8 protein-coding genes and 1 pseudogene are annotated in these 6,771 nt (G+C 50.0%); 4 read left to right on the top strand and 5 right to left on the bottom strand.

Going from position 1 to position 6,771, the window contains the following annotated elements; genetic code table 11:
- Positions 1-188 precede the first annotated feature (188 nt).
- Positions 189-1,274, bottom strand: a complete 1,086-nt coding sequence (locus JSN25_RS17700) for a tartrate dehydrogenase (RefSeq protein ID WP_087856071.1) — start codon at positions 1,272-1,274, stop codon at positions 189-191.
- 103 nt (positions 1,275-1,377) lie between these two features.
- Here JSN25_RS17700 and JSN25_RS17695 point away from each other — a divergent pair, with 103 nt between their 5' ends.
- Complete coding sequence (locus JSN25_RS17695; RefSeq protein ID WP_038641248.1) at positions 1,378-2,295, top strand: LysR family transcriptional regulator; 918 nt, start codon at positions 1,378-1,380, stop codon at positions 2,293-2,295.
- A gap of 86 nt (positions 2,296-2,381) precedes the next feature.
- Here JSN25_RS17695 and minE read toward each other — a convergent pair whose 3' ends face one another.
- The 3 genes from minE to minC are packed head-to-tail and all read right to left on the bottom strand — an operon-like array spanning position 2,382 to position 4,195.
- On the bottom strand, positions 2,382-2,648 hold the full coding sequence (minE, locus tag JSN25_RS17690; protein WP_003833739.1) for a cell division topological specificity factor MinE: 267 nt from the start codon (positions 2,646-2,648) through the stop codon (positions 2,382-2,384).
- Positions 2,649-2,651: 3 nt separating this feature from the next.
- Positions 2,652-3,464 carry a septum site-determining protein MinD gene (gene minD, locus JSN25_RS17685; protein ID WP_038641246.1) on the bottom strand — a complete coding sequence of 271 codons (813 nt, stop codon included), beginning with the start codon at positions 3,462-3,464 and terminating at the stop codon, positions 2,652-2,654.
- Positions 3,465-3,487: 23 nt separating this feature from the next.
- The gene (gene minC / locus JSN25_RS17680; RefSeq protein ID WP_087856072.1) at positions 3,488-4,195 is read right to left on the bottom strand and encodes a septum site-determining protein MinC; all 708 of its coding nucleotides are present in this window, start codon (positions 4,193-4,195) and stop codon (positions 3,488-3,490) included.
- A gap of 126 nt (positions 4,196-4,321) precedes the next feature.
- Between minC and JSN25_RS17675 the strand changes: the two genes are divergently transcribed.
- The 3 genes from JSN25_RS17675 to JSN25_RS17665 all read left to right on the top strand — a co-directional run bounded on the left by JSN25_RS17675 (position 4,322) and on the right by JSN25_RS17665 (position 5,883).
- The gene (locus JSN25_RS17675) at positions 4,322-4,615 is read left to right on the top strand and encodes a YcgL domain-containing protein (RefSeq protein ID WP_038641242.1); all 294 of its coding nucleotides are present in this window, start codon (positions 4,322-4,324) and stop codon (positions 4,613-4,615) included.
- Positions 4,616-4,684: 69 nt separating this feature from the next.
- On the top strand, positions 4,685-5,344 hold the full coding sequence (locus tag JSN25_RS17670) for a fumarylacetoacetate hydrolase family protein (protein WP_087856073.1): 660 nt from the start codon (positions 4,685-4,687) through the stop codon (positions 5,342-5,344).
- 92 nt (positions 5,345-5,436) lie between these two features.
- On the top strand, positions 5,437-5,883 hold the full coding sequence (locus JSN25_RS17665; RefSeq protein WP_003020944.1) for a YcgN family cysteine cluster protein: 447 nt from the start codon (positions 5,437-5,439) through the stop codon (positions 5,881-5,883).
- A gap of 26 nt (positions 5,884-5,909) precedes the next feature.
- Here JSN25_RS17665 and JSN25_RS17660 read toward each other — a convergent pair.
- Positions 5,910-6,771 (bottom strand): annotated as a pseudogene (locus JSN25_RS17660) (tyrosine-type recombinase/integrase); the annotation flags it as partial.

Raw genomic sequence — 6,771 nt, 5'->3', positions numbered from 1 at the left:
TTCCCGCCGGGAGCCTGGGTTGCAAGGGAGGAGGCGGTGAGCCTCCCTTGCCCGTTCACGGGTAACTGCGTTTCAAGAAATGACAGCGCTGAGGTGAACGGAATCCTGAGTAAGAATCACATGTTCTCCATACATGCTTAACTGATCGGTATTAGAGCCGGGTGCTCCCGTTTTTAATGGCACGAAGCTTAAAGGCGCAATGCCCGACTAATGGCCTCACCAACCTGCTGTGTGGTGGCGTTACCTTTCATATCTGGCGTTTTCGGGCCGCTGGCAATAACTTGCTCAATTGCCGCCAGAATGCCGTCGTGGGCGGCCTTATAGTTGGCATCACCGTGACCAAGGAAGTCGAGCATCATCGCGCCAGCCCAGATTGTCGCGATTGGGTTAGCGATATTTTTACCGTAGATATCAGGGGCTGAACCGTGTACCGGCTCGAACAGGGACGGGAAGGTGCGTTCCGGGTTTAAGTTGGCTGATGGCGCAATGCCAATTGTACCGGTACAGGCCGGACCGAGATCGGAGAGAATATCGCCAAACAGATTGGAAGCAACCACGACGTCAAAACGTTCCGGCTGCATCACAAAACGAGCACAGAGAATATCAATATGCTGTTTATCCCAGCGGATCCCGGGATAGTTGACCGCCATCGCTTCGACACGCTCGTCCCAGTAGGGCATGCTGATGGCAAGACCGTTTGATTTAGTCGCTGAGGTTAGCGTTTTGCGCGGGCGGCTTTGCGCCAGTTCAAAGGCGTAACGCAATATACGGTCGACACCACGACGGGTGAAAACCGACTCCTGGATCACCATCTCGTGTTCGGTACCTTCGCTCACACGTCCGCCGAGGGAAGAGTACTCCCCCTCGGTGTTCTCACGCACGACGTAGAAATCAATGTCACCCGGCTGTTTGCCCGCCAGCGGACAAGGGACACCGGGAAACAGCCGCACCGGGCGCAGGTTAACGTACTGATCGAATTCGCGGCGAAACTTAAGCAGCGAACCCCAGAGTGAGATGTGGTCCGGGACGGTGTCCGGCCAGCCCACGGCACCAAAATAGATCGCATCGAAGGATTGCAGCTGTTCACGCCAGTCATCCGGCATCATCTTGCCGTGTTGGGCGTAGTATTCGCAACTGGCCCACTCTATTTGTTCAAAGCTAAGCGACAGGCCCCAGCGTTCGGCGGCTGCCTGTAACACATGAATGCCTTCAGGCAGGACTTCTTTACCAATGCCATCTCCGGGGATAGCGGCAATACGATAGGTTTTCTTCATAGCAGCTCTCACTTGTACGCCATCAAAATTGACTTTCCCCTCATCCTATAATTGACTGAACGATAGTTAATCCCCCTAACTGGTGAAACATAAAACACAGATCATGAATAATCTGCCGCTGTTAAATGATTTGCGCGTCTTTATGCTGGTTGCGCGCCGCGCGGGTTTTGCCGCCGTTGCCGAAGAGTTGGGCGTATCACCGGCTTATATCAGTAAGCGTGTAGCCCTCCTGGAGCAGACGCTGAACGTGGTGCTATTACACCGGACAACACGGCGGGTGACCATAACGGAAGAGGGGGAGCGGATATACGAATGGGCGCAGCGGATCCTGCATGATGTCGATCAGATGATGGACGAGCTGTCCGATGTCAGGCAGATCCCGCAAGGGATGTTACGTATTATCAGCAGTTTTGGTTTTGGCCGCCGGGTGGTGGCTCCTGCGTTGTCTGCGCTGGCGAAAGAGTACCCACAGCTGGAGCTGAGATTCGATGTTGAAGACCGTCTGGTGGACCTGGTGAATGAGGGCGTCGATCTCGATATTCGTATCGGGGATGATATCGCACCTAATCTGATTGCCCGTAAACTGGCGACTAACTATCGCATTCTTTGCGCCTCGCCGGAGTTTGTGGCGCAGCATGGAATGCCGAAGCAACTGAACGATCTCTCTACTTTTCCCTGTCTGGTCATTAAAGAGCGTGACCATCCGTTTGGTATCTGGCAAATGCGCAATAAAGAGGGGACTCACTCAATTAAAGTGACCGGGCCTCTGTCATCTAATCATGGCGAAGTGGTGCATCAATGGTGTCTTGACGGCCAGGGAATTGCTCTGCGTTCGTGGTGGGATGTCTGTGGCAACATTGCCAGCGGACATCTGATACACATATTGCCTGAGTATTATCAACCAGCAAATATTTGGGCGGTTTATGTTTCACGCCTGGCGACGTCGGCAAAAATCCGTATTACCGTTGAGTATTTGCGCCGCTATTTTGCCGAAAACTACCCGAAGTTTACGTTGGAATAAAGGTGTTGCAGATTGGCAAAGGACGAAAATTAAAAAAGGCAGAATAATCTGCCTTTTTTGCAACCATGACGCATTTACACAAAAGGTTATTTAGACTCTTCTGCTTCAGGTAATGTTACGTTCAGCTCGAGGATCGAAATATCGCCGTCTTTTTGTTCAAGCTGTACGGTGACCATTTCTGGATCAATTTGTACATACTTACAGATAACGTCGAGAATATCCTTCCTTAGCTGCGGTAAATAATGTGGCTCGGCGTCACTACGACGACGTTCCGCAACAATAATCTGCAGTCGCTCTTTAGCGATGTTCGCTGTGCTCTTTTTCCGCGAGAGAAAAAAATCCAGTAATGCCATAACTTATCCTCCGAACAGGCGTTTGAGGAAACCTTTCTTCTCTTCTTCAATGAAGCGGAAAGGACGTTCTTCTCCCAACAGACGGTCTACGGTATCAGCATAGGCTTTACCGGCATCAGCATTGATGTCGAGAATAACCGGCTCACCCTGGTTAGACGCGCGCAGGACTGACTGATCTTCAGGAATCACGCCAACCAGCTTGATTCGCAGAATTTCCAGTACGTCTTCCATGCTCAGCATGTCACCTTTATTTACGCGGCCAGGGTTGTAGCGCGTAAGCAACAGATGCTCTTTAATCGGCTCTTCACCGTTTTCTGCGCGGCGGGATTTCGACGCCAGAATACCCAGAATACGGTCTGAGTCGCGTACAGAAGAGACTTCCGGGTTTGTGGTGATAATGGCTTCATCAGCAAAATACAGGGCCATCAGCGCGCCGGTTTCGATACCCGCCGGGGAATCGCAGACGATGAAGTCAAAGTCCATTGCTTTCAGATCGTCCAGAACTTTTGCGACGCCTTCACGCGTCAGCGCGTCTTTATCGCGGGTCTGTGAGGCCGGAAGAATAAAGAGATTCTCGGTACGCTTATCTTTGATTAACGCCTGATTTAACGACGCATCGCCCTGAATAACGTTGACGAAGTCGTAAACGACGCGGCGTTCACAACCCATAATCAGATCAAGATTACGCAGGCCGATATCAAAATCAATAACGACAGTTTTCTTTCCCTTCTGGGCCAAACCTGTAGCGATGGCCGCGCTGGAGGTGGTTTTGCCAACGCCCCCTTTACCCGAAGTAACAACAATAATGCGTGCCATAGAAATTCCTTGTTAAAAAGGGATCAATTCAACGGTTGAACTGTCAAAGCGTTCTCTGCTAATTGCAGACGTGCCGCTTTGCCATAAAATTCTGCTGGGATTTTATCACTCAGCCAATAAACACCTGCGATAGACACCAGTTCTGCCGTCAGATGGGTACAAAAAATTTGCGCTTCCCGGTCACCGCTTGCGCCTGCCAGCGCTCGACCTCTCATCATCCCATAAACATGAATATTGCCATCAGCGATAAGCTCTGCGCCCGCACTGACGTGGCTTGTAACAATCAGATCACATTGTGGAGCATAAATGCGCTGACCGGAACGAACCGGTACATTTATTAATCGTGTTTTTGTGATGGGAGTAACGTTTTGCAGCGGCGGGACGGGAACTGGAGCCTCAACAGGCGCGGGACGAAGCGCTTTTTCTTTACCTTCAGTCAGTAAAGGAAGTCCCATTTCGTCAATTTCAGCCTTTAATCGGGCGTCTTTGCATCCGCTAACGCCGATAATGCGCAAGCCAGTAGACGCGACAACTTCCTGCAGCGCCGACCAGTTTACCGGGCTTTCAAGACCACTCACGTTAACCACTACGGGCGCATGTTTTAAAAATGCAGGGGCCTGCGCGATTTTGTCTTCCAACGCCTGACGAATAACCTCGGGTTCTGCTTCATGTAAATGAACCACTGATAAGGTGAAGCTACTGCCTTTAAGCTCGATTGGCGTGTTTGACATCCTGGCCTTACTCAATTTGCTATTTATCATCCCCAGCGCGGGGTGATATTCCGAAGACTATAAGGCATGTTATAGTCAGTATTATATTGAGGCAAGCCACCATTCCGTGAATTCAGAGTAAAAGATATGTTTTGTGTGATCTACCGAAGCAGCAAACGTGACCAGACTTATTTATATGTCGAAAAAAAAGACGATTTCTCGCGAGTTCCTGAAGAACTGATGAAAGGATTTGGTCAGCCAACGCTGGCAATGATGTTACCGCTTGATGGTCGAAAAAAACTGGTTAATGCCGATCTTGAAAAAGTAAAACAGGCGCTAATCGAGCAGGGCTATTATTTACAAATACCGCCACCGCCAGAAGATTTGCTCAAACAGCATCTGGCAGCGGCCAAACAAAATACATCAGACGCTAAACGTTAAACTGCATCCGGCAGCAGCACGTTCCATCGATGCAGTACCTGAAATCTATGACTACGTTAGGGGAAAGTAATGTATCAACATCACAACTGGCATGGTGCTCTGCTGGATTATCCGGTGAGTAAGGTGGTTTGCGTAGGCAGTAACTATGCCAACCATATAAAAGAGATGGGGGGAACCACTCCGGAAGAGCCGGTACTGTTTATCAAACCGGAAACTGCGCTGTGTGATTTGCGCCAGCCGCTGGCGATCCCATCCGATATGGGGTCGGTTCACCATGAGATTGAGCTGGCGGTACTGATTGGCGCAACCTTACGCCAGGCGACAGAAGAACATGTGCGTAAAGCCATCGCTGGCTATGGCGTAGCGCTGGATCTAACCCTGCGCGATATTCAGGGCAAAATGAAGAAAGCCGGTCAGCCGTGGGAAAAAGCCAAGGGCTTTGATAACTCATGCCCGCTCTCAGGATTTATCCCGGTGGCGGAATTTGATGGTGATCCGCAGGATACAATGCTCGGCTTGACGGTAAACGGCGAAACGCGTCAGCACGGTTCGACGGCAGATATGATCCATCCCATTGTTCCTTTGATTGCCTACATGAGCCGTTTCTTTACGCTCAAAGCGGGCGATGTGGTGCTGACGGGTACGCCAGCAGGGGTTGGACCGTTAAGTAGTGGTGATGAACTGGCTATCAGTTTCCACGGACAAACTCTGACCACCCGAGTGCTGTAATCTCTGCTTGCCGCCTTTTCGGGCGGCAAAACTTGCATCAGCGTGCCAGACTGGTTATAAGGTGCAGCTTTATTACGATAGCGGATACCCTGATGAGCGACATACCTTTCTGGCAAAGTAAAACCCTTGATGAAATGACCGATGCCGAGTGGGAGTCATTATGTGATGGGTGTGGTCAATGCTGCCTGCATAAGCTGATGGATGAAGACACTGACGAAATCTATTTTACCAACGTCGCCTGTAAGCAGCTCAATATTAAAACCTGCCAGTGCCGTAACTACGAACGTCGATTCGAATACGAGCCGGACTGCATCAAACTCACGCGTGATAATCTGCCTACCTTTGAATGGTTGCCGATGACCTGCGCCTATCGTCTGCTGGCGGAAGGAAAAGGGTTGCCAGAATGGCATCCGTTGCTGACCGGGTCGAAAGCGGCAATGCATGGCGAACGTATTTCGGTACGTCATATTGCGGTAAAAGAATCAGAAGTGCGCGACTGGCAGGATCATATCCTGAACAAACCTTCATGGGCGGATTAACGTCATGAGGTTAAAGGATTTTGTGTTTACTCGTTTTGGGCATGGGGCATCTGTGGGACATTACCTCCAAAATTAGCGTTCAATATTGCCAGTTGGTTGTCATTGTTGTCGGACATCCATTTACCGTAAACGCTGTAAACCAACTGTGCGGACGTGTGCCCCATTTGAGCCGCAATGAAGTTTGGGTTGGCTCCAGCGCTTAATGCCCAGCAAGCATGTGTGTCGAGACTCATATGACTTGCGGTGGGGAATTCCGCTCCTTCTTAATATGTTGTTCCACGTTCCTGAGAATGACCCGGGTGAGTACCATTCACCTCCTTTACCATTCCTTGCTGTTAGCCTGGGAACAAAAACAAATGTGCATTTATCCTGGCGAGTTCTGCCAAACTCTCTGAGGTGAACGTCTATCTGATGTTGTTTACCCATCCTGGTATAAGCCATCTGGCTTTTCAGTGCCTCGATAGCCGGAGTTGTGAGGTTGATTGTCCGGTTCCCATTTTCCGTTTTTGGCGGTGTGAAGTGGTCTGAAATGGTAAGGTTCCTGCTGAACCGAATAGTCCAGTTCTTGGTGTCTATGTCCTCCCATGCCAGTGCACATACCTCACCGTGTCGCATGCCTGTATTAAACGCAAGCTTCCACAGATTACGTATCTGGTCGCATGGGCATTTCTCAAGAAAGCGATGGTATTCATCACGAGTAAGTGGTGATGGATCTGACTTCGATTTTTTTAGTGGAGTAACTGCAGCAAATGGTGATTTGCTTATGTACCCATTCAACACCGCAAAATCAAACATTCTCTTCATGCAGGTAACATAGACGTTAACCGTCCTGACAGTCCTTCCTTTCTTCACTGACCTGTTTTTCTGGTGTGCACCACATATCTGGTA

The organism is Citrobacter cronae, assembly GCF_016893685.1.
Taxonomy (GTDB): domain Bacteria; phylum Pseudomonadota; class Gammaproteobacteria; order Enterobacterales; family Enterobacteriaceae; genus Citrobacter; species Citrobacter werkmanii.
This window is presented reverse-complemented; position numbering and strand designations above follow the sequence as displayed.

What these genes read in the sequence shown, in the direction of transcription:
- JSN25_RS17695 (WP_038641248.1), top strand. Translation starts at nt 1,378, where the DNA reads ATGAATAATCTGCCGCTGTTAAATGATTTGCGCGTCTTTATGCTGGTT.
- minC (WP_087856072.1), bottom strand. Translation starts at nt 4,195, where the DNA reads ATGTCAAACACGCCAATCGAGCTTAAAGGCAGTAGCTTCACCTTATCA.
- JSN25_RS17670 (WP_087856073.1), top strand. Translation starts at nt 4,685, where the DNA reads ATGTATCAACATCACAACTGGCATGGTGCTCTGCTGGATTATCCGGTG.
- JSN25_RS17665 (WP_003020944.1), top strand. Translation starts at nt 5,437, where the DNA reads ATGAGCGACATACCTTTCTGGCAAAGTAAAACCCTTGATGAAATGACC.
- minE (WP_003833739.1), bottom strand. Translation starts at nt 2,648, where the DNA reads ATGGCATTACTGGATTTTTTTCTCTCGCGGAAAAAGAGCACAGCGAAC.
- minD (WP_038641246.1), bottom strand. Translation starts at nt 3,464, where the DNA reads ATGGCACGCATTATTGTTGTTACTTCGGGTAAAGGGGGCGTTGGCAAA.
- JSN25_RS17700 (WP_087856071.1), bottom strand. Translation starts at nt 1,274, where the DNA reads ATGAAGAAAACCTATCGTATTGCCGCTATCCCCGGAGATGGCATTGGT.
- JSN25_RS17675 (WP_038641242.1), top strand. Translation starts at nt 4,322, where the DNA reads ATGTTTTGTGTGATCTACCGAAGCAGCAAACGTGACCAGACTTATTTA.